The organism is Brevundimonas sp. TSRC1-1 (genome assembly GCF_049898245.1).
Lineage (GTDB): Bacteria > Pseudomonadota > Alphaproteobacteria > Caulobacterales > Caulobacteraceae > Brevundimonas > Brevundimonas mediterranea_A.
The window spans coordinates 364,124-385,367 of record NZ_JAFCXI010000003.1 but is presented as its reverse complement, the minus strand read 5'-3'; the positions used below and the strand labels follow the sequence as shown (position 1 = coordinate 385,367).

Genomic DNA, 21,244 nt, shown 5'->3' with positions numbered 1-21,244 from the left:
AAGATGAACCAGGAAGTCCTGAACATCTTCAACCCGGTCCCGGTCACCCCGACCTTCGACCAGATCAAGATCGCCCTGGCCTCGCCGGAGAAGATCCGCTCGTGGTCGTTCGGCGAGATCAAGAAGCCGGAAACCATCAACTACCGCACGTTCAAGCCCGAGCGTGACGGCCTGTTCTGCGCCCGTATCTTTGGCCCGACCAAGGACTACGAATGCCTGTGCGGCAAGTACAAGCGCATGAAGTACAAGGGCATCATCTGCGAGAAGTGCGGCGTCGAAGTCACCCTGGCCCGCGTTCGCCGCGAGCGCATGGGTCACATCGACCTGGCCGCCCCGGTCGCCCACATCTGGTTCCTGAAGTCGCTGCCGTCGCGCATCTCGCTGATGCTGGACATGGCGCTGAAGGACGTCGAGCGCGTCCTGTATTTCGAGAACTATATCGTCACCGAGCCGGGCCTGACCCCGCTGAAGCAGAACCAGCTGCTGACGGAAGACGAGTTCTATCGCTACCAGGAAGAGTTCGGCGATGACGGCTTCACCGCCGAGATCGGCGCCGAGGCCGTTCGCAACCTGCTGATGGGCATCGACCTGCACGCCGAGGCTGAAAAGCACCGCGGCGAACTGGCCGACAGCCCGTCGGAAATGAAGGCCAAGAAGGCGTCCAAGCGCCTGAAGCTGATCGAGGCCTTCCTGGAATCGGGCAACAAGCCCGAGTGGATGATCCTGACCATCGTGCCGGTCATCCCGCCGGAACTGCGTCCGCTGGTGCCGCTGGACGGCGGTCGTTTCGCGACCTCCGACCTGAACGACCTGTATCGCCGCGTCATCAACCGGAACAACCGCCTGAAGCGCCTCATGGAGCTGCGGGCGCCGGACATCATCATCCGTAACGAAAAGCGGATGCTGCAAGAGTCCGTCGATGCGCTGTTCGACAACGGCCGTCGCGGTCGCGTCATCACGGGCGCCAACAAGCGTCCGCTGAAGTCGCTGGCCGACATGCTGAAGGGCAAGCAGGGCCGCTTCCGTCAGAACCTTCTGGGCAAGCGCGTCGACTATTCGGGCCGTTCGGTCATCACCGTGGGTCCGGAACTGAAGCTGCACGAGTGCGGCCTGCCCAAGAAGATGGCGCTGGAGCTGTTCAAGCCGTTCATCTATGCGCGCCTTGACGCCAAGGGCCTGTCGGGCACCGTCAAACAGTCCAAGCGCATGGTCGAGCGCGAACAGCCCGCCGTCTGGGACATCCTGGACGAGGTCATCCGCGAACACCCGGTTCTGCTGAACCGCGCGCCGACGCTTCACCGTCTGGGCATCCAGGCGTTCGAACCCAAGCTGATCGAGGGCAAGGCCATCCGCCTGCACCCGCTGGTCTGTACGGCGTTCAACGCCGACTTCGACGGCGACCAGATGGCCGTGCACGTCCCGCTGAGCCTCGAGGCCCAGCTGGAAGCGCGCGTCCTGATGATGTCGACCAACAACATCCTGTCGCCCGCCAACGGCAAGCCGATCATCGTGCCGTCGCAGGACATCGTCCTGGGTCTGTACTATCTGTCGCTGGTCAAGGACGGCGAGCCGGGTGAAGGCAAGCTGTTCGCCAATATGGGCGAGATCGACGCGGCGCTGGACGCCAAGGTCGTGACCCTGCACAGCCGCATCAAGGCGCGCTGGACGGAACAGGACGCCGAAGGCAAGGAGGTGACCAAGGTCATCGACACCACGCCGGGCCGGATGAAGCTGGGCGCCCTGCTGCCGCGCAACCCGAACGTCGGCTATCGCCTGCTCGAGAAGAACCTGACCAAGAAGGAAATCGGCAATCTGATCGACGTGGTCTATCGCCACTGCGGTCAGAAGGCGACGGTCATCTTCGCCGACCAGATGATGGGCCTGGGCTTCCGCGAAGCCGCCAAGGCCGGCATTTCGTTCGGCAAGGACGACATCGTGATCCCGGCGAAGAAGGCCGAACTGGTCGCCGAAACCCGCACCCAGGTGGAGGAGTACGAGCAACAGTACGCCGACGGCCTGATCACGCGCGGCGAGAAGTACAACAAGGTCGTCGACGCCTGGGCCAAGGCCACGGACCGGATCGCCGACGCCATGATGGGCGAGATCGCGCAGCCGCGCGTGCTGATCGAGGGTGAAAACCCCGACATCAACTCGGTCTTCATGATGGCCAACTCCGGCGCCCGGGGTTCGCAGGCGCAGATGAAGCAGCTGGGCGGCATGCGCGGCCTGATGGCCAAGCCCTCCGGCGAGATCATCGAAACGCCGATCACCTCGAACTTCAAGGAAGGCCTGACCGTCCTTGAATACTTCAACTCCACCCACGGCGCCCGTAAGGGTCTGGCCGACACCGCGCTGAAGACCGCCAACTCGGGTTATCTGACCCGTCGTCTGGTGGACGTGGCGCAGGACTCGATCGTCACCGAAGACGACTGCGGCTCGACGCGCGGCATCACACTGCGCGCGGTCATGGAAGGCGGCGACGTCCTGGTCTCGCTGGGCGCCCGCATCCTGGGTCGCTATGCGGCCGAGGACATCAAGGAGCCGGGCACGGATACGGTCCTGTTCCCCGCCGACACCTATCTGGTGGAAGAAGTGGTCGAGGCGGTCGACGCCGCCGGCGTTCAGTCGGTCAAGGTCCGTTCGGCCCTGACCTGCGAGGCGGAAGCCGGCATCTGCGCCCACTGCTACGGGCGTGACCTGGCGCGCGGCACCAACGTCAACATCGGTGAAGCGGTCGGCGTCATCGCCGCCCAGTCCATCGGCGAGCCGGGCACCCAGCTGACGATGCGGACCTTCCACATCGGCGGCACGGCCCAGGTGGCGGAAACCTCCTTCATGGAGGCGACCAACGCCGGCGTGGCCAAGATCACCGGCCCGACCGTTACCGCCGCTCACGGCGACCTGGTGGCGATGAGCCGCAACGTCATCGTGACCGTGGTCGTGGACGGCAAGGACCGCGAGACCCACAAGGCGCCTTACGGCGCCCGGATCCGGGTCAAGGAAGGCAGCGAGGTCAAGAAGAACCAACGTCTGGCCGAGTGGGACCCCTACACCACGCCGATCCTGACGGAAGTCGGCGGCCTGATCCGCTTCGAGGACCTGGTCGAAGGCCTGTCGGTCAAGGAAGAAACTGACGAAGCGACGGGCATCGCCCAGCGCGTCGTCAGCGACTGGCGCGCCAGCCCGCGGGGTTCGGACCTGCGTCCGGCCATGGGCGTCACTCTCGGCGACGCCTACGCCAAGCTGGCCTCGGGCTCTGACGCCCGTTACCTGCTGCCCGTGGGCGCGGTTCTGTCCGTGTCGAACGGCGACGAGGTCAAGCCGGGCGAGATCATCGCCCGCGTCCCGACCGAAGGCGCCAAGACCCGCGACATCACCGGCGGTCTGCCGCGCGTCGCCGAACTGTTCGAAGCCCGCCGTCCCAAGGACTGCGCGGTCATCGCCGAGATGGATGGTCGCGTCGAATTCGGTCGCGACTACAAGAACAAGCGCCGCATCAAGATCACGCCGGAAGTCAACGCCGACGGCGTGCAGGGCGAACCGGTCGAGTTCCTGATCCCGAAGGGCAAGCACATCTCCGTCCACGACGGCGATCTGATCCAGAAGGGCGACTACATCATCGACGGCAACCCGGATCCGCACGATCTGCTGCGCATCCAGGGCGTCGAGGCGCTGGCCGAGTATCTGGTGAACGAAGTGCAGGAGGTTTACCGACTGCAGGGCGTGCCGATCAACGACAAGCACATCGAAGTCATCGTGCGTCAGATGCTGCAGAAGGTCGAAGTCCTGGATTCGGGTGAAACCACCCTGATCCGCGGCGACACCGTCGAAGTGGCCGAAGCCGTTCTGGAAAACCTGAAGGTCGAGAAGCGCGGCGGCCGTCAGGCCACCACCCAGCCCGTCCTGCTGGGCATCACCAAGGCGTCGCTGCAGACCCGCAGCTTCATCTCGGCGGCGTCCTTCCAGGAGACCACCCGCGTCCTCACCGACGCCTCGGTCCACGGCAAGAAGGACATGCTGGAAGGCCTGAAGGAAAACGTCATCGTCGGCCGCCTGATCCCGGCCGGCACGGGCGCCTATCTGCGGGCCCTGCAGAAGATCGCCAACGATCGCGACGCCGAGCTGACGCAAGCCCGCGAAGACGCGATCGAGCCGCTGCCGGCCGATCTGCAACTGGAGCTGGAGAGCAGCGAAGGCTGATCTCCGGGTTCGGATGTGATGAAATGAAGAGGGCGGCGCCGGCGACGGCGCCGCCCTTTTTCGTTCAGTCCTTCCAGCGTTCCATCGGGGCGGAGGCGCCGGGCGTGATCGGGACGCCGCCGGCGCGATGGCCGTCACGACGGGTCTGGACGTTGCGGCTGGAATCCGGGGCGAGCGATGGGTTCAATTGAGCGCCCGCGCAGCCCGTGCCGAAGTTCGAACCGACGCAGTCTGCAGGGCCGACCACGCCCACGCCGCCGGACAGGGGGCGACGCTTGGCCTCCCACTCCGCCAGACGGCGCGCCCCCTCGCGGGCGAAGGCGGCGTCGCGTTGGGGATTGCCCGAGCCGGTGATCGGGGCGGCGTTCTCGCCGCGCCGGGCGAACGCGTCGCGGCAGTGGCGGCGCTCCATCTCGTTCAGCAGATCTGGCGAGGCGCAGCCGGGCAGGCCCTGGCGCAGCGACCGCGCCATGGCCCCGGACCGATTGGCGGGATCTACGCGCCAGCCGTCGGCCGGCGGCGGCGCGCCGGGCGGGGCCGGTGCGGCCAGACGCGGACGCAATGGGGCAGGGCGGGGGACGGCCTGGGTCTTGGGCGTGGGCGCACGGACCGAAGGCGTGGGCGAGGACGTCGGGGCGGCCGCAGCGGGTGCGATGTCCGGCGTGGCCAGGATCGGCACGCGGGGCCGTTCGTCGGGCAGCAGGGGGCGGGGTTCGATGTCCAGATAGATCGGCGGCTGTTCACCGATAAAGTCTCGCCCCTCGATCCCCAGCGCGGTGAAGGACAGGGCGGCGATCAGGGCGGTGTTGATGGCGACAGACGCCGTCGCCAGACCCGCCTTGCGCCAGTCAGGCCGTCGGCGATTCGGGCGGGGCAGGGCGGACACGCTCATTCACGACGCTTTCGCAGATTGGGCAGGAAACCGTCCCGCGAAGAGAAGAGATCGACTTCGATATTGACGCCCTCGCACCCTGCGACCGGGTGGGGCGTCTCGCAAGCTGGATCGCCGCGCGGCGGTTCAGCGCGTTGCGCCTCCCATGCGGCCAATCTCCGCGCGCCGTGCCGGGCGAAGACAGCGTCGCGTTCGGCGTCGCCCGAGCCGGCGATGGGCCGCGCCGCGCCTGCGAATCGTCGCGCTCGATCTTCGCAGTAGCGACGCGCTTCGACCGACAGTCTGTTCGGTCTCTCGCAGGACAGGGGCAGGCCGCGCGTCGCCGCACCGGGGCCGACCCGCCAACGCGAATCGATGGCGTCGCCTGGGGTGGGGGCAGGAACGGCGGAAGGCTCAATGCGGCTGTCGTCGGGGCGCGGAACGCCGTCGGCGTCCTGCAGGATGCGGTGCGAGGCCGTGCGGGAAGCCGAGAAGGGCCTGACGGGCGCGCGCTCCTGGGCCAGGCGCGGGCGCGGCTCGATATAGAGATACAGGGGCGCGGCGGCCGGGGCGCCAAGATGGCCGGAGCGAGTGTCGCCGACGGACAGAAGCGCGATCAGGCCCGCATTCAGGCCCATGGAGACGACCACCAGCCCCGCTCTTCGCCCTCTCGCCGGCCAATCGCCCTCGGTCCGCATCCTGACCCCCCGTCACCCGAAAACGAGGCTGGGCTGCAAGCGTGGCCGCTTTCGGGCGCAGGTTGGGTTTGTTCGCGTCTTGGCTGTGTCAATCGGTGGACGAGGGGCGGCCGGCCCCCCGCCGCCCTTGACCAATCCCCCCATCCCGCGTAGAAGCCGCCCACTTTCGAGGCGTGGCCGGTTCGCCGGTCGCTGAGATCGTGACAATTGAACGGACGGGCTGTGCCCGCCGGAACGCCCAAAGCGCGCGTTCCGGCCCTTTGTGTTTTCCGGTGCGCCGGAGCGAACCAGGGACTGTTCGGGTCACGCGATCAGTCTCGATGACACCCGGGCGAGGGGATGGTCCCCCGTTCACAAGAAGGCGAGAGGCGCTTCGGTCGAAAGACACACGCCTCCATCAGAAGTCGAGATAAGTTTCGAATGCCTACGATCAACCAGCTGATCCGCAAGCCGCGCAAGCCCAAGCCCACCCGTAACAAGGTGCCGGCTCTGGAGGGTTCGCCCCAGCGTCGCGGCGTCTGCACCCGCGTCTACACCACGACCCCGAAGAAGCCGAACTCGGCTCTGCGTAAGGTCGCCAAGGTCCGTCTGGCCAAGAACGGCTACGAAGCCGTTTGCTACATCCCCGGTGAAGGCCACAACCTTCAGGAACACTCGGTTGTTCTGATCCGCGGCGGCCGCGTGAAGGACTTGCCCGGCGTTCGCTACCACATCCTGCGCGGCGTGCTCGACACGCAGGGCGTCAAGGACCGCAAGCAGCGTCGTTCGCACTACGGCGCCAAGCGTCCGAAGTAAGCCATTCGCGTCCGGGCCCTCGCGCCCGGAGGCCTTTTCGAGATCTTCCCGGCGAGCGCCGGGCACTGCAAGGAATACTCCATGTCGCGTCGTCACCGCGCCCAGAAGCGCGAAGTTCTGCCGGATCCCAAGTTCGGGGACCTGATCGTCACCAAGTTCATGAACTACGTCATGTACGAAGGTAAGAAGGCCGTCGCCGAGAACATCGTGTACGGCGCCTTCGACATCCTGGCCGACAAGAAGAAAGACCAGGAGCCGGTCGCCACCTTCCACGCCGCCCTGGACAATGTCGCCCCGTCGGTCGAAGTCCGTTCGCGTCGCGTCGGCGGCGCCACCTATCAGGTGCCGGTCGAGGTCCGTCCGGACCGTCGTCGCGCCCTGGCCATCCGCTGGCTGGTCAACGCCGCGCGCAAGCGTGGTGAAAACACCATGACCGAGAAGCTGGCCGCCGAGCTGCTGGACGCCTCGAACAATCGCGGCACCGCGGTCAAAAAGCGCGAAGACACCCACAAGATGGCCGAGGCGAACCGCGCCTTCAGCCACTATCGCTGGTAAGCGTCTTAAAACCGTCTCCCTTTCAAAGGTAATGGGCGGTTCCTATCTAAGACTATCCGGCGCGGGCGGTTTGAGCTAAATCGCCCGCGCTCGCTTATCCGCTGCATCGACGATCATCCCGAGGGCGCCACCCGCGTCCTAGACCTACTTCTCAAGGCACGTTTTCATGGCTCGTACGCACAAGCTCGAGGACTACCGCAACTTCGGCATCATGGCCCACATCGACGCGGGCAAGACGACGACGACCGAGCGGATTCTCTATTACACCGGCAAGAACCACAAGATCGGCGAAGTGCACGACGGCGCTGCGACCATGGACTGGATGGACCAGGAGCAGGAACGCGGCATCACGATCACTTCGGCCGCGACGACCGCCTTCTGGCAGGGCAAGCGCCTGAACATCATCGACACCCCCGGACACGTGGACTTCACCATCGAAGTCGAGCGTTCGCTGCGCGTCCTCGACGGCGCCGTGACCGTGCTGGACGGCAACGCCGGCGTTGAGCCGCAGACCGAAACCGTCTGGCGCCAGGCCGACAAATATTCGGTGCCGCGCATCGTCTTCGTCAACAAGATGGACAAGATCGGCGCCGACTTCGACGCCTCGGTCCAGTCGATCCGCGACCGCCTGGGCGCCAAGGCCGTGCCGATCCAGTTCCCGATCGGTTCGGAAAACACCCTGTCCGGCCTGGTCGACATCGTCGAGATGCGCTCGGTCGTCTGGGACAACGACGCCCTGGGCGCCAACTTCACCGTCGGCGAGATCCCGGCGGACCTGGTCGACAAGGCCAATGAAGCCCGCCAGTACCTGATCGACAACGCCGTCGAACTCGACGACGAAGCCATGCAGGCCTATCTGGACGGCGTCGAGCCTTCGGTCGAAGTGCTGAAGAAGTGCATCCGCAAGGCCGTGCTGACCGGCGCCTTCTATCCGATCCTGTGCGGCTCGGCCTTCAAGAACAAGGGCGTGCAGACCCTGCTGGACGCCGTGGTCGACTATCTGCCGTCGCCGCTGGACATCCCGCCGACGCCGGGCATCGACTTCAAGACGGAAGAGCCGATCACCCGCAAGGCGTCGGACGACGAGCCCCTTTCGGTCCTGGCGTTCAAGATCATGGACGACCCCTTCGTCGGTTCGCTGACCTTCTGCCGCCTGTATTCCGGCAAGATGGAAACGGGCATGAGCCTGCTGAACTCCAGCCGCGACAAGAAAGAGCGCGTCGGCCGGATGCTGCAGATGCACTCGAACAACCGTGAAGACGTCAAGGAAGCCTTCGCCGGCGACATCGTCGCCCTGGCCGGCCTGAAGGAAACCCGCACCGGGGACACCCTGTGCGATCCGCTGAAGTCGCCCGTCATCCTCGAGAAGATGGAATTCCCGGCCCCGGTCATCGAGATCTCGGTCGAGCCCAAGACCAAGGCCGACCAGGAGAAGCTGGGCGTTGCCCTGGCCAAGCTGGCTTCGGAAGATCCGTCCTTCACCGTCTCGACCGACCACGAGTCGGGCCAGACCATCCTGAAGGGCATGGGCGAGCTTCACTTGGACATCAAGATCGACATCCTGAAGCGCACCTACAAGGTCGAGGCCACCATCGGCGCGCCGCAGGTCGCCTATCGTGAATCGCTCGGCCGCAAGGTCGACATCGACTACACCCACAAGAAGCAGACCGGCGGTACGGGCCAGTTCGCCCGCGTCATGATCACCTTCGAACCGGGCGAGCCGGGTTCGGGCTTCGTGTTCGAGAACTCGATCGTCGGCGGCGCGGTGCCCAAGGAATATATCCCGGGCGTCGAAAAGGGCCTGAACTCCATCAAGGACTCGGGTCTGCTGGCCGGCTTCCCGCTGATCGACTTCAAGGCGACCCTGACGGACGGCAAGTACCACGACGTCGACTCCAGCGTGCTGGCGTTCGAAATCGCGGCCCGCGCCGCCTTCCGCGAACTGAAGGAAAAGGGCGCGCCGAAGCTGCTCGAGCCGATCATGGCGGTCGAGGTCGTGACCCCCGAGGAATACCTCGGTTCGGTCATCGGCGACCTGAACGGCCGTCGCGGCATGATCCAGGGTCAGGACATGCGCGGCAACGCCACCGTCGTGAACGCCTTCGTGCCCCTGGCCAACATGTTCGGCTATGTGAACACGCTGCGCGGCATGTCGCAGGGCCGCGCCCAGTTCACGATGCAATACGACCACTATGAGCCGGTGCCGCAGCACGTCGCCGACGAAGTGATCAAGAAGTACGCCTAAGCTTTTCCTTTCGGAGAAGCGGACCTAAAAAGCGCCCGGTCCGCCAAGGGCCGGGCGCCCTTAACCCCCAGACTGCAGGAACCCCGGTTCGGGGACCTAGGAGCTAGAAAATGGCCAAGGAAAAGTTCGAACGCACGAAGCCGCACTGCAACATCGGCACGATCGGTCACGTTGACCACGGCAAGACGACGCTGACGGCGGCGATCACGATGACGCTGGCGAAGGCTGGCGGCGCCAAGGCGATGGCCTATGCGGACATCGACGCTGCGCCGGAAGAAAAGGCGCGCGGCATCACGATCAACACGGCGCACGTTGAGTATGAGACGGCCAACCGTCACTACGCCCACGTCGACTGCCCCGGCCACGCCGACTATGTGAAGAACATGATCACCGGCGCGGCGCAGATGGACGGCGCGATCCTGGTGGTTTCGGCCGCTGACGGCCCGATGCCGCAGACCCGCGAGCACATCCTGCTGGCCCGTCAGGTCGGCGTGCCGGCCCTGGTGGTCTTCATGAACAAGGTCGACCTGGTCGACGACGAAGAACTGCTGGAACTGGTCGAGATGGAAGTGCGCGAGCTGCTCTCGTCGTACCAGTTCCCGGGCGACGACATTCCGATCACCAAGGGTTCGGCCAAGGCCGCGACCGACGGCGTGAACCCGGAAATCGGCGAACAGCGCGTTCTGGCCCTGATGGAAACCGTCGACAGCTACATCCCGCAGCCGGAACGTCCGGTCGACCTGCCGTTCCTGATGCCGGTCGAAGACGTCTTCTCGATCTCGGGCCGCGGCACCGTGGTCACGGGCCGCGTCGAAAAGGGCATCGTCAAGGTCGGTGAAGAAGTCGAAATCGTCGGCATCCGTCCGGTCCAGAAGACGACCTGCACCGGCGTCGAAATGTTCCGCAAGCTGCTGGACCAGGGTCAAGCGGGCGACAACGTCGGCGTTCTGCTGCGCGGCACCAAGCGTGAAGACGTCGAGCGCGGTCAGGTTCTGTGCAAGCCGGGTTCGATCACCCCGCACACCAAGTTCCTGGCCGAAGCCTACATCCTGACCAAGGAAGAAGGCGGCCGTCACACCCCGTTCTTCACCAACTATCGCCCGCAGTTCTACTTCCGCACGACCGACGTGACCGGCATCGTGCAGCTGAAGGAAGGCGTCGAAATGATCATGCCCGGCGACAACGCCGAGCTGAACGTCGAACTGATCACCCCGATCGCCATGGACCAGGGCCTGCGCTTCGCCATCCGTGAAGGCGGCCGCACCGTCGGCGCCGGCGTCGTCGCCAAGATCATCGAGTAATCATTCTTTTGGCCTAACGCGCTCACGCGCTGCTTGAGGCCAGACGGATGTCGTCGCCTAACAGAACGGCCCCCGGAGCGATCCGGGGGCCGTTTTGCTGTGGGGACTGCCTTGCGGCTTCAGATCAGCGCTTGGCGGCCTCGATCATCCGGGCGATCTCGGCGGGGTCGATGCTGGCGGCGGCCTTGCCGTTGACGAAGAAGGTGGGGGTGCCCTGAAGCTTCAGCGCCGCCGCAGTGGTGTGGATGTCGGCGATGTGGCGGGTGGTTTCGGGCGCGACCAGGGTCTGTTTGGCGCGCGCCATGTCCACGCCGTGTTGGGCCAGGATGCGGTCGGTGGATTCGGGCGTCAGGGCGCGCTCGGACATCAGGGCGTCGTAGACTTCCAGATACTTGCCTTGTTGGTGCGCGGCCAGCGCGGCGCGGGCGGCGTACTGGGACGCGACGTCCTCGCCCCGGTCCAGGATGGGCCAATCCTTGAAGACGAAGCGGACGTCAGGGTGGGCCGCCATCAGGGCGCGGAACTGGGGCGCCACGGCCTTGCAGCCGGGGCAGCGGAAGTCGAAGAACTCGATCACCGTCACCTTGGCGTCGGCCGGGCCGAACGCGGGGTCGCGGGCGTCGGGGGCCAGCAGGGTGGCATTGGCGGCCGCCGCTGTATTGGTGTCGTCGACGCGGGCCTGGCCCTCCTTGGCCTGAAGCGCCAGGCTGGCCTCCTGCAGCACCTCGGGGTGGGTCAGCAGATAGGTGCGGACGTCGTCGCCCGAACCGCCGCCGAAATAGGGGGCGGCGGCCAGGCCCAGGGCCACGACCGAGACGCCCAGCGCGACATAGCCGGCGACCGCGCCCGTGAGGCGGCTGCTTTTGGCGGGCGGCGGGGTGTGGGGCTCAGGCGCGGGGGCGTCGTCGGTCATGAAGGCTCGCAGTCAGTAGGGGGGCAGGGCGTCAGTTCAGCGTGGTCGGCTTGCGCGCGGCGTCGCGACGATCCAGGTCCAGCAGATCGTCGGGCGTGGCGCCTGACGCCAGGACGATGTCCACCGCCCGGCGCCATTCGATGGAATTGGGGTCCAGCATGCTGCGGGCCCGCAGGGCGAACTGGGTGGCTTCGCGCTCCTGGCCGGCGGCGAAATAATACTCGGCCGTCGCCAGACGGGCCTCGCCCTCCTTGCCCTGGGCGGCGTAGGCCTGGCCCAGCAGACGCCAGGCCATGGTGTTCTCCCGCTCGGCGACGGTGGCGTGTTTCAGTTGGTCGATGGCCTCGTCCAGGTTCTTGGGATCGTCCGTGCCGATCAGGGCGTGGGCCAGGTTGATGCGCAGCAGGGGGGCGTCGGGCTTGAGCCGCACGGCCTCGCGGTGGGCGGCGACGGCCTCGACCGGACGGCCCTCCTCGAAATAGATCTGGCCCTTCAGTTCGGCGAAATAGGGGTTCTGCGGATCCTCGGCGATCAGGGCGTCCACCGCCGACAGGGCCTTGTCGGTCTGGCCGTCGCGATACCAGGCGATGGCGCGGGCGTAGCGGGCGGGCAGGGCCGTGTTGGTCGAGGGATAGGCGCGCAGGGTGGTGTTCGGCGGATCCATGAAGGCGTGGATCTTGGCCAGGATCAGGGCGTGCTGGGCCATCCGCTCGCGGCTGTCGCGATGATCGTAATGGGGCTGGTCCTGGACGAAGCGGCGCATGGATTCGATGCGCTGCGACGACAGGGGGTGGCTGCGGAAATAGGGATAGCGGCGGGCGTCGGAGAAGACCTCCTGGGCGCGGAAATTCTCGAAGAAGGAGACCAGGCCCGCGCCGGATTCGCCGGCGCCCTCCAGGGCGCGGGCGCCGGTCAGGTCGGCTTCGCCCTCCTGGCCCTGCATATACTGAAGCGCGCCGATCGTGCCGAAATACTGGCTGGAGCCCAGCAGGGCGAGACCCGCGTCCGGCGCGCCGGCGGCGATGGCCAGGGCCCCGAGGGCCATGGTCATGAACATCGGCTGTTTGGCGGCGTTCTGGGCCCCGTCGCGCAGGGTGTGGCGGTTCTTGATATGGCCCGCCTCGTGCGCCATCACCCCCAGCAGTTCGTTGGGGTTCTTGGTGCGCAGGATCAGGCCGGTGTTGACGCCCATGATCCGCCCACGCGTGGCGAAGGCGTTCAGCTCGTTGTCATTGACCAGAAGAACTTCGACGTCGGTCGGGTTCAGCCCCATGGAGACGAAGACCGGATCGACCCATTCGCGGATGATGCCCTCGATCTCGGTGTCGCGGATCAGGCTCTGGGCCGAGGCCTGGCCGGCGGCGACGAGGGCTGCGAAGCCCACCGCCGCCGCGGCCAGAACACGAGATGCGGAACGGGGAAGCCACGTCATGGCGTACTCCAGTAGCGGCCGACCCCCGTCTGCATCCTGACAGTCTAATCGTGACCGATCAGCGGCGCCACCACCCACGTTTGGGCTTTTCGGGCGGGGCCGAGATCTGGTTCGGGTCTTCGGCGATGATCGCCTCGACGTCGATCTCGGGCGTCGGGGCGACGAACGGTTCCGGCAGAGCCGCCGGTTGGGGTTCGACAGCGACCGGCGGGACAGGCCGTTCGACCGGCGAGACCATGACCGGCTCGGCGGCCAGGGCCTCTTGCGGCGTCACGTCCAGTTCGACCGGCGCGCCTTCGAGCGCCGCCTCGTTCGGCTCGATGGCCGTGTCGGGGTGCGGCTCGACGTGCGGCTCGGCGGCGGTTTCGACCGGCGCCGGCGCAGCTTCGGTTTCCCGTGCCGGCTGGACCACGGCGTCGGCGCTGGCCGACTTGCGGCGAACGCGACGACGCTGGGGCTCGGGCGCGACGGCGGGGGCGTCCGTCTCCGGCGTCTGGGCCTGGACGGGGGCGGCCCCGGCTCCATCGGCTACGGCCATCGGCGTCAGGGGCGAACCGTCGGGCGGCATGCCCTCATTGGTGGCGCGGTTCTCGACCTTGATCTCCTGGCCGATGGCGTCGCCGCCCCGACCCCGGCCACGACGACGACGGCGACGCGAACGGCCGCCTTCCTCGCCCGAGCCCTCGGACGCCGTGGCGTCCAGACCTTCGACCTCGGCCTGTGCGGCCTGGGGACGCTCAGCACGATCCGGACGTTCGGCGCGCGCCTCGGGACGGCCCGGGTTCAGCGGGTCGAACCAGACATAAGGATCGTCCAGCGACGGGGTGCGGCCGCGGACCCAGGTGTAGACGTCACGCTCGCCGTCCTCGCGGACGCGGCGACCGCCACGGCGACCCCGGCGACGGCGACGGCCGTTCTCGTCCTCTTCGTCGTCCGAGGCGTCGTCGATGTTCAGCGTATCGGCGGCGTCCGAGGCGTCGGAGACCTCGGCGGTTTCCTCGTCGCGACGACCGCCGCGACGGCGGCGATTGCGGCCACGACCCCGGTCACGACCGCCGGACTCGGCGCGTTCAGCGCGTTCGCGCGGTTCGTCGTCGTCGCTGTCCTCGCGGTCCAGCGCCTCGACATCGTCCTCGTCCTCGTCGTCGCCGACGATTTCCTCGTCGTCGTCCTCATCCTCGTCTTCGTACAGCGAGGCGTCGAAGTCGTCGTCGAGGTTGGGCATCTCAATCTCGGGCGCGACGAAGTCCTCGTTCGTCTCGGTCCGTTCGATATTGTGCTCGCCCTGGCCCAGGCTGTCGTCGATCTGGACGATGACGTTCAGGCCGCGCCGCTCCAGCAGCGACTGCAGATAGGCGCGCTTGTGGTTCAGGATGTACAGGCCGACGGCGGTGCAGACCTTCAGCACCACGACGCCCGCGCCGTTCTTGCCGGCCTCGATATCGACCGCGCGCAGGGTCATCAGGGCGGCGGATTCGGCGGAGCGGATGCGGCCGGTGCCCTGGCAGTGCGGGCAGGCCTCGGTCGCGCCCTCGATCACGCCCAGGCGACGGCGCTGGCGGCTGATCTCCATCAGGCCGAAGGGCGAGATGCGGCCCATCTGGATGCGGGCGCGGTCGGAGGACAGGGCGTCCTTCAGCACGCGCTCGACCGTGCGGTTGTTCTTGCCCTCATCCATGTCGATGAAGTCGATCACGACCAGGCCGGCGAGGTCGCGCAGGCGCAGCTGGCGGGCCGCTTCTTCCGCCGCTTCCATATTGGTCTTGAACGCCGTCTGTTCGACGTTGCGTTCCTTGGTGGCGCGGCCCGAGTTGACGTCGATGGCCACCAGGGCCTCGGTCTGGTTGATCACCAGATAGCCGCCGGACTTCAGCGGTACGACCGGCTGGTGAATCTGGGTCAGCAACTCCTCGATGCCGTTGGCCGCGAACAGGGGGCGCGAGCCGCGATACAGGTGAACCTTCTTGGCCTGCGACGGCATCAGCACGCGCATGAAGTCGCGCGCCTCCTTGAAGCCCTCGACGCCCTCCACCTGGATGCCGTCGAAATCCTTGTCGAACATGTCGCGCACGGCGCGGCGGACCAGGTTCTCTTCCTCGTAGATGACCGAGGGCGCGTGAGAGGCGAGGGTGGTCTCGCGGATCGTCTCCCACAGGCGCAGCAGATATTGGTAGTCGCGCTTGATCTCGGCCTTGGTGCGCTTCGCGCCGGCCGTGCGGATGATCAGGCCCATGCCCTTGGGCACTTCCAGGGCCGAGACGGCGCTCTTCAGGCGGCGACGGTCGGAGGTGTTGGTGATCTTGCGGCTGATGCCGCCGCCCTTGCCCGTATTGGGCATCAGGACGCAGTAGCGGCCGGCCAGCGACAGCCAGGTGGTCAGGGCCGCGCCCTTGGCGCCGCGTTCGTCCTTGACGACCTGGACCAGCAGGATCTGGCGACGCTTGATGACGTCCTGGATCTTGTAGCGGCGCATCAGGCGGCGCTTCAGGCGCTCCTCGTCGGCCAGGGCGGCTTCGGGATCGGCGTCGTCGTCGGATTCGCGGCCCAGATCGTCGTCATCGTCGTCGTCGTGCGCTTCGGCCATGATGGCTTCGCGGTCGGCGACCGGAATCTGGTAGTAGTCCGGGTGGATTTCGTTGAAGGCCAGGAAGCCGTGGCGGTTGCCGCCGTATTCAATGAACGCAGCCTGCAGGCTGGGCTCTACGCGGGTGACCTTGGCCAGGTAGATGTTGCCGCGAAGCTGGCGCTTCGCACGGGATTCGAAATCGAATTCCTCAATCTGGCGTCCGTCCACGATGGCGACCCGGGTTTCCTCCGGGTGGGCCGCGTCGATCAGCATTGTCTTTGACATGGAAAGTCTCTCTCTGGCGCGCACGGGCCGGCCCTTCCAGAACTCTGGACAGGGTCACGGCGGCTCGCCGAATGGGGGGAGGGGCCGGGGCGCGCGAAATCCCCTCGCCGAAAACGGCGAAGCGGGCTTGGTCAAGCCGTAGGGGGACGCAGGCGGAAAGGCCCATGGAGGTCGTCGGTCCTGAACCGTGCGCGCCAATCCGTTGAAACGGGTAAGGCCGCGACACTGGTCCGCTCTTCGAACCACCGGCGACGCCGGCGCGGTTCTCGGATTGGTGAAAAGTCAGCGCCGCGAGGAGGGCGCGCCGGGTTCCGCTGAGGCGAAGAAGGCGCGATCGGTTCGCGAGCAGTCACATCATAGTCACGCCGGACGCGAATTAAAAGGTGTTCGGCCTTAACCCCCTGAATACGAGCATCTGGCATCATGATGACCAGGTTCCAGTAGGATTGGGTTCGACGTCGTTATGGGCGGTCGTGTTTTGACAGGTGTAGAGCGCTGGGGCGCGAGGGAATGGGCGATGACCGCCTTGGCCTTCGTCGTCATCTGCACGGTCGCCCTGTTTTCGACGCGGGGTTTCGCCTGGGGCGCCCAGGGGGATGTCCTGGGCGTGCGCTTCGGCGCGGACGGCGACCGGACCCGCGTGGTCATCGATCTGGACAAGTCGACACAGGGGCGCGTCATCGATACGGGCGCCGCGGGCCGGGTCACCCTGGCCCTGAACGGCGTCGCGCCCGGCCGCGGCCTGAACGGCGGCGGTTCGGGCCTGGTCCGCTCCTATCAGGTCAGCGCCTCGGGCGGGGCGTCACGGATTGAGCTGGAGCTGGCGCGCGGCAGCGAGATCGAGCGCCGCTTTCTGCTGCCCCCCGGCGACGGGGTGGCCCATTATCGCTATGTCGTCGATCTGAAGGCCGTCGGTGGAGCTATAGCCGCGTCACGACCCGCGCCGCGGACGACGCCGGCGCCGCGTCGCGCCGAACGCCCGCTGATCGTCATCGACGCGGGGCACGGCGGCAAGGACCCGGGCGCCAGCGGAGCCCTGACCCGTGAGAAACAGGTCACCCTGGCCGCCGCCCTGGTTCTGAAGACCGAGCTGGAGCGCACCGGCCGCTATCGGGTTCGCCTGACGCGGGCCGATGACACCTATGTCGATCTGTATCGCCGCGTTTCCATCGCCCGCCAGTCGGACGCCGATCTGTTCATCTCGCTGCACGCCGACGCCGGGTCCGATCCGGCCCTGCGCGGCGCCAGCGTCTATACCCTGTCGGAACAGGGCGCCGGACGGGCCGTGCGCGAGTTCACGCGGACCGACAACTGGCACCGTGAACTGCACCTGCCGGGGCGGGACCCGTCGGTGGACCGCATCCTGCTGGACATGACCCAGCGCGCCACCCAGAACCGTTCGGCCCAGTTCGCCCGCGTCCTGCTGACCCATCTGGAAGGCTCCGACCATCCGCTGCTGCGCCGCAGCCACCGTGACGCCGGCCTGGCCGTGCTGCTGGCGCCCGATGTGCCGGCCGTGCTGCTGGAGATGGGCTTCATCACCAATCCCGAGGACGAGCGTCTGCTGACCGACGAACGCGCGCGTCGCCGTTTGATGAAGTCGGTCGCTGACGGCATCGACCGCTATTTCCGGGAGCCGACGGCCCCGTTGATGACGGCGTCGACTGATGGAGCCGGGCAGCCCTGACTTCGGCTGCAACCAGGCTTCGGCTCAGCGGTTTGCGTGACTATGAAAAAGAGAGCGATCATCACCGGGGGCGCAGGCCTGATCGGCGCCGGACTTTGTCAGGCCCTGACGGATCGGGGCTGGGAGGTCGCCGCCTTCGACCTGAAGCCCGCCTCGTCCGGCGCGCGGTCGGTTCTCTGCGACGTCGGCGACGAAGCCTCGGTCGCGGCGGCCTATGCCGAACTGGGATGGTCGGAGCTGGATCTTCTGGTCAGCAACGCCGGCGTCGCCGATCCGACCAACGGCCCACTGGCCGACCTGTCGCTGGAGGCCTGGCGCCGGACGGTGGACAGCCACCTGACGGGCGCCTTCCTGATGTCGCGCGCCGCCATCCCGATGCTGCGCGAAGGGGCCAGCATCATTCACATGACCTCGACCCGGGCGACCATGTCGGAGCCTCAGACCGAGGCCTATGCTGCGGCCAAGGGCGCGCTGTCCGCCCTGACCCATGCGATGGCGATCAGTCTGGGGCCGAAGATCAGGGTCAATGCGATCGCGCCGGGCTGGATCGCCGCGCCGGAAGGTCTGAGTGAAAGCGATCACGCCCAGCATCCCGTGGGGCGTGTCGGACGCGCCGAGGACATTGCCGAGGCCGTCCTCTATCTCGTCGAGGCCGGATTCGTCACCGGACAGGTGCTGACGGTGGACGGCGGCATGACCCGCAAGATGATCTACGCCGACTGAAGGCGCGGATCCGCCAGCCTGGTTTAGGCCAGGCCCGCCTTTTTCAGCGTCTTCCAGGCCTTGATGACGCGTTGCAGCTTGGCCTCGGCGCCGCGGTCGCCGCCGTTGGTGTCCGGATGGAAGCGTTTCAGAAGGTCGTGGTACTGAGACTTGATCTTGGCCTTCTCGGCGCCGGGATCGAGATCGAGATCGGCCAGGGCGGCGCGTTCCAGCTTGCCGATTCGGCGATCCTCGGTCGGGGACTGCGGGGCCTGGTCGCCGCGACGGCCGAACAGGCCGAAACTGTCACGCCAGGAGCCGGCGCCGGTGTTGTTCGCTGTGCCCATCTTGGCGGAGAAGGCGGCGGCCTCGCGCGTGAACTTGCCGGCCTTCATCTCCCAGGTCGGACGTCCGCCGGTCATGGCCTCGTTCTCCTGAACGGCGCGGACCTGGCCTTCGCTCATTCCGGCGTAGAAGTTCCAGCCCTTGTTGTATTCGCCCGCATGCCCCTGGCAGAATTCGTAGAAGTCGTTCAGCCGCTCGCGCGACTTGGGCGCCTTGGCGGTCGCGGCCTTGCGGCAGTCGGGCCATTGGCACGGTTTTTCGCCCGGCTTGAGATGCAGGACGTCCGCCTTGGCGGCTTCCTCCTCGGGCTTCGGCGGCTTGACCCGAATGTCGGTGAAGCGCGGCTTGTATTGAAAGGAAGCGGACATCGCCCGAAGTGTAGTGTGGAATTGGACCTCTTCAAGGAAACGATCATGTCAGACGGCCCCGTGGCGACGATTATCCGTGAAAAACTGAACGCCGCGCTTTCGCCGCAACGGCTGGAGATCGAAGACGACAGCGGACGGCACGCCGGCCACCACCACGAAGGCGGCATGGACGCAAAGCCCGGCGGCGAAAGCCACTTCAATCTGGTGGTCGTTTCTGCGGCCTTCGAAGGACAGTCGCGGCTGGAGCGGCAGAGGACGGTCAACGCGGTGCTGAAACAGGAGCTGTCGGGCCCGATTCACGCCCTGTCGATCCGGGCTCTCACCCCCGTCGAAGATTTCCACAGCGCCTGATTGCGAAGAAAACCAGCGTTCACTCCGTCTTAGAACCTTCGTCCTAGCGTCACGCGACCAAACAGAACGTGGGGACGGCTGGAACATGGTGGAATCTGACGGCGTCGCGAAGGCCTTTCCGGGCGACCGGCGCGCGGGCGATCCTGCTCAGGCCCTGACGGCCATCCTGCAGACCCAATATCTGCGGTACCTGATCATCGCCAGCTGGGCCCTGGGTCTGCTGGGCACGGTGGCGTGGTGGCAGGCCATGATATGGTTCGTGGTCACTTTGGCGGCCGGTTCCATCCGCGGCGTCGTCGAACACAAGCTCAGCCACCGCGTCGATGTCGGTTGGGGCATGGTTTTTCCCGCCGTGGCGACCGTCACCACCGCCGCATGGGCCGCTGCGCCGCTGATGGCCTGGTTCTCGAATTCGGCGTTCGGTCAGACCCTGGCCGTCGCCCTGATCATTTCGGGCTATGTGCTGGTCTTCGCCCAGTTGCGCAATTCGCCGCGGCAGGCCGTCATCATCTCTTCGCCCTATGGCGTCGCCGCCTGCGTTATCCTGTTCAGCCTGTGGGGGACGCCGCAGTTCTGGTCGATGCTGGCCGTCCTGCCGTTCACCATGGCCTGCCTGTTCGTCCTGGTCACCATGACCATGCTGCGCGAACGCCGGATCGACGCCTTCCAGGCGCATCAGGCCCATCTGATCGAGGAACTGGAGGCTGCGCGCGACAAGGCGGACGCCGCCAACGACGCAAAGTCGAACTTCCTGGGCGTCATCTCGCACGAGCTTCGCACGCCGATGAACGGCGTCCTCGGGGCGGCGCAACTGCTCAGCGCGACGCGACTTGAAGGGACCCAGCGCGAATATCTGTCGATCATCCGCAATTCCGGCGACAATCTTCTGTCCCTGCTGAACGACATCCTCGACATGACCAAGATCGAGGCGGGAAAGATGACCTTCGAAGTCGTCGATGTCGTCGTCGATGACCTGCAGCGCCGGATTTCCGGACCCTTCGAGGCCCAGGCCGAGGCCAAGGGGCTGACCTTCGTGTCCGAACTGGAAGGGGATATTCCGGCCGTGGTGCGCGGGGATCCGCTGCGGGTCTGCCAGGTCGTGCAGAACCTGCTCTCGAACGCAGTCAAGTTCACCGACGTCGGCGAAATCCGCTATGTCGTGCGCGGCCGACGTATTTCCGACCGCAGGGTCGGGTTCGAGTTCTGCGTCACCGACAGCGGATCCGGCATTTCTCCGACCGATCTCGAGCGGTTGTTCCAGCCCTTCACCCAGGTGGACGCCTCCTCGACGCGCCGGTTCGGCGGCACGGGCCTGGGGCTGACCATCGCGCGACGCATGGCCAACATCATGGGCGGCGACATCAGCGTCGATTCCTCCGTGGGCCACGGGTCGAGCTTCACCCTGACCGTCGAAGCCGAGGTGGTGGAATGGAGCCGCCGTGTCTCGATCGAACGGGTCGAGACCGAGATAGAATGCGGTGAAAGCCTGCGGGTGCTGGTGGTCGAGGACCATCCCGTGAACCGCATGATTCTGGAGGCCTGGATGAGCACGGCCTCGCATGTCACCGCCACGGCCGAGAACGGGCAACTGTCCCTGGAGGCGGCGAGCGAGCAGCAGTTCGACCTGATCATCATGGACGTCAACATGCCGGTGATGGACGGCCTGACCGCCACCCGCAGGATCCGCGAAGGCCAGGGGCTCAACGCCGACACACCCATCGTCGTGCTGTCCGCCTCGGCGCGCAGTGAAGATCATCAGGCCGGCCTGGACGCGGGCGCGGACGCCTATCTGACCAAACCCATCGATTTCGGGGCCCTGGCCGAGATGATGAGCCGTGTTCCGGGCGGACGCGAGGCCGTGGGCCGCGCCATGTCGCCTGCGGAACAGTCGGTCGCCGCCTGATTGAGGCTGAAAGGCGGTCTTGGTCTG

Annotated in this window: 15 protein-coding genes; 9 read left to right on the top strand and 6 right to left on the bottom strand. The window is 66.5% G+C overall.

Annotated elements, in window-relative coordinates; translation table 11 throughout:
* Positions 1-3: 3 nt before the first annotated feature.
* Positions 4-4,200 (top strand): DNA-directed RNA polymerase subunit beta', encoded by a 4,197-nt coding sequence (rpoC, locus tag ACP7CK_RS11830; protein WP_008263311.1) that lies wholly within the window; start codon positions 4-6, stop codon positions 4,198-4,200.
* Between the two features lie 64 nt (positions 4,201-4,264).
* On the opposite strand, the gene ACP7CK_RS11825 is transcribed toward rpoC, so the two are convergent.
* Together ACP7CK_RS11825 and ACP7CK_RS11820 are read right to left on the bottom strand one after the other, a co-directional pair.
* The gene (locus tag ACP7CK_RS11825; RefSeq protein ID WP_426026102.1) at positions 4,265-5,092 is read right to left on the bottom strand and encodes a hypothetical protein; all 828 of its coding nucleotides are present in this window, start codon (positions 5,090-5,092) and stop codon (positions 4,265-4,267) included.
* A complete protein-coding gene (locus ACP7CK_RS11820) occupies positions 5,089-5,721 on the bottom strand; it encodes a hypothetical protein (RefSeq protein WP_426026101.1) in 633 nt (210 codons plus the stop codon). The genes ACP7CK_RS11825 and ACP7CK_RS11820 overlap by 4 nt, the downstream gene beginning before the upstream one ends.
* Before the next feature lie 468 nt (positions 5,722-6,189).
* Here ACP7CK_RS11820 and rpsL point away from each other — a divergent pair, with 468 nt between their 5' ends.
* The 4 genes from rpsL (at position 6,190) to tuf (ending at position 10,665) form a co-directional block, all read left to right on the top strand.
* The gene (rpsL, locus tag ACP7CK_RS11815; protein ID WP_008260482.1) at positions 6,190-6,564 is read left to right on the top strand and encodes a 30S ribosomal protein S12; all 375 of its coding nucleotides are present in this window, start codon (positions 6,190-6,192) and stop codon (positions 6,562-6,564) included.
* Positions 6,565-6,645: 81 nt separating this feature from the next.
* A complete protein-coding gene (gene rpsG / locus ACP7CK_RS11810) occupies positions 6,646-7,119 on the top strand; it encodes a 30S ribosomal protein S7 (protein ID WP_008260172.1) in 474 nt (157 codons plus the stop codon).
* A 166-nt stretch (positions 7,120-7,285) separates the two neighbouring features.
* Positions 7,286-9,364 carry an elongation factor G gene (gene fusA, locus ACP7CK_RS11805; RefSeq protein WP_008258868.1) on the top strand — a complete coding sequence of 693 codons (2,079 nt, stop codon included), beginning with the start codon at positions 7,286-7,288 and terminating at the stop codon, positions 9,362-9,364.
* 110 nt (positions 9,365-9,474) lie between these two features.
* Positions 9,475-10,665, top strand: a complete 1,191-nt coding sequence (gene tuf, locus ACP7CK_RS11800) for an elongation factor Tu (protein WP_040349698.1) — start codon at positions 9,475-9,477, stop codon at positions 10,663-10,665.
* 124 nt (positions 10,666-10,789) lie between these two features.
* Here tuf and ACP7CK_RS11795 read toward each other — a convergent pair whose 3' ends face one another.
* The 3 genes from ACP7CK_RS11795 to ACP7CK_RS11785 are packed head-to-tail and all read right to left on the bottom strand — an operon-like array spanning position 10,790 to position 15,861.
* Positions 10,790-11,578, bottom strand: a complete 789-nt coding sequence (locus ACP7CK_RS11795; RefSeq protein WP_426026100.1) for a thioredoxin domain-containing protein — start codon at positions 11,576-11,578, stop codon at positions 10,790-10,792.
* 31 nt (positions 11,579-11,609) lie between these two features.
* Complete coding sequence (locus tag ACP7CK_RS11790; protein ID WP_426026099.1) at positions 11,610-13,010, bottom strand: M48 family metalloprotease; 1,401 nt, start codon at positions 13,008-13,010, stop codon at positions 11,610-11,612.
* A gap of 58 nt (positions 13,011-13,068) precedes the next feature.
* Positions 13,069-15,861: an Rne/Rng family ribonuclease gene (locus tag ACP7CK_RS11785; RefSeq protein WP_426026097.1), complete on the bottom strand. Its 2,793-nt coding sequence runs from the start codon at positions 15,859-15,861 to the stop codon at positions 13,069-13,071.
* Between the two features lie 517 nt (positions 15,862-16,378).
* Here ACP7CK_RS11785 and ACP7CK_RS11780 point away from each other — a divergent pair.
* Together ACP7CK_RS11780 and ACP7CK_RS11775 are read left to right on the top strand one after the other, a co-directional pair.
* Complete coding sequence (locus tag ACP7CK_RS11780) at positions 16,379-17,548, top strand: N-acetylmuramoyl-L-alanine amidase family protein (protein WP_008258855.1); 1,170 nt, start codon at positions 16,379-16,381, stop codon at positions 17,546-17,548.
* Between the two features lie 42 nt (positions 17,549-17,590).
* Complete coding sequence (locus ACP7CK_RS11775) at positions 17,591-18,271, top strand: SDR family oxidoreductase (protein WP_426026094.1); 681 nt, start codon at positions 17,591-17,593, stop codon at positions 18,269-18,271.
* A 23-nt stretch (positions 18,272-18,294) separates the two neighbouring features.
* Here the strand turns inward: ACP7CK_RS11775 and ACP7CK_RS11770 are convergent, their stop codons facing one another.
* Positions 18,295-18,963, bottom strand: coding sequence for a J domain-containing protein (locus ACP7CK_RS11770; RefSeq protein ID WP_292149338.1), 669 nt, complete (start codon positions 18,961-18,963; stop codon positions 18,295-18,297).
* Positions 18,964-19,008: 45 nt separating this feature from the next.
* Here ACP7CK_RS11770 and ACP7CK_RS11765 point away from each other — a divergent pair, with 45 nt between their 5' ends.
* Positions 19,009-19,314: a BolA family protein gene (locus tag ACP7CK_RS11765; RefSeq protein WP_426026093.1), complete on the top strand. Its 306-nt coding sequence runs from the start codon at positions 19,009-19,011 to the stop codon at positions 19,312-19,314.
* Positions 19,315-19,399: 85 nt separating this feature from the next.
* Positions 19,400-21,217, top strand: a complete 1,818-nt coding sequence (locus ACP7CK_RS11760) for a response regulator (protein WP_426026092.1) — start codon at positions 19,400-19,402, stop codon at positions 21,215-21,217.
* Positions 21,218-21,244: the final 27 nt, after the last annotated feature.